The following is a 1343-nucleotide window of genomic DNA, read 5'->3' as shown; positions in this document are numbered from 1 at the left end:
CGCTGCAGGGTGAGCGGCAGCTGCGCGCCGCCCTGGTACCACGTGCCGACAGCCTGCTGCCCGTCGGCCGAAAGCTTACCGGCAAAGCGGCCGTGCAGGGCCTCGACGGCCAGTAGCAGGCTGTCGTGGCGCACTACTACGCTGCTGAGCGCAATGGCTTTGCCGCTTTGCTGGGGCACACTCATGGTGCCGGTAAGGGCCGGGGCTGCGCCCTGCAACTCGAAGAAGGCTTTGAGCTCGGCATTGGGGGCGGGCTTGAGACTGCCCTGCCAGAGGCCGGCCACGGAGGTCGTTTGGGCGGCGGCGGCCGAAGCCAGCAGGAGGGAAGCGGCGGTGCAGAGGAAGGCGGTTTTCATGAGAAAAATTGGAAAGTGGGTTGCGGAAGATAAGCCGAAAGGCCGGGTGGCGATTTCTGCTGGCAAAACTCCGCCCCATTGCCCGGCCCTTAAATTCTATGTGACCAACGCCCGGGCCGGCTGGTCCATCGCCCGCTTTGGGCTGACGAACCACGTTCGTCCGGTTGGTTTGCGGCGCGGGAAAGGGCGGGCCTACCTTCGTGGCCTCACTTTTCCACCGCATCAGGCCATGCTTTCCCCGCCCGTTTCTGCCGCCGCCCGCCGCACCTGGCCGAAGCGCCTGCTGCGCGATGGGCTCGCGTGGCTGCCGCTGCTGGCGCTGCTCTTGCTCACGCACCCAGCCCTGAAAACCCGCCCCCTCAATTGGCCGGCGCTGGCTGGTCTGGCCATCGGGCTGCTGGCCTGGATGGGCGGCGTGTACATCAACCATTTGGTGCTGGTGCCCCGGCTGTTTGATAAAGGCCGGTTTCTGGCCTATCTGGGGGCGCTGCTGGGGGTGGTGGCGGCGCTGCACAGTCTCACGCGGGGCCTGGAGTGGCTGTTTTTTCGGGCCGACTACCTGGCCTCGAAAGCGCCGTGGTTTATGCCGGGCCTGAATTATTTTGGGCAGCTGCTGCTGGCGCTGCCGTTTCTGTTTGTGTGGCGGGCCGTGGCCGGGCGGCGGCAGGCCGAGCGCAACCAACTACTGGCTCAGGAGCAGCAATTGCGCCTGCTCGAAGCCCAGGTGAACCCGCACTTTCTATTCAACACCCTCAATAGCCTCTACGCCCTCAGCCTCACCCAAAGCCCGCGCACGCCCGACCTGCTGCTGGCCTTATCCGGCCTTATGCGCTACCAGCTCGAAAGCACCCGCCGCCCCCAGGTGCCGCTGGCCGAGGAGCTCGATTACCTACGCAGCTACGCCCAATTGCAGGAAATGCGCCTCGGCCCGCGCTGCCCGGTGCAAGTCGAGCTGCCCACCGAGGCCGAAGCCGCCGGCCGCAGCAT

General features: G+C 66.2%; 2 protein-coding genes. One reads left to right on the top strand and one right to left on the bottom strand.

Features of this window, described 5'->3' with window-relative positions:
• The coding region (locus tag ACYVDE_RS22970) for a hypothetical protein (RefSeq protein ID WP_460503857.1) at nucleotides 1-356 on the bottom strand (356 nt) is incomplete at its 3' end.
• Between the two features lie 229 nt (nucleotides 357-585).
• On the opposite strand from ACYVDE_RS22970, the gene ACYVDE_RS22965 reads away from it, so the two are divergent.
• The coding region (locus ACYVDE_RS22965; RefSeq protein WP_460503856.1) for a sensor histidine kinase at nucleotides 586-1343 on the top strand (758 nt) is incomplete at its 3' end.

This window comes from Hymenobacter agri (genome assembly GCF_054778495.1).
This window is presented reverse-complemented; position numbering and strand designations above follow the sequence as displayed.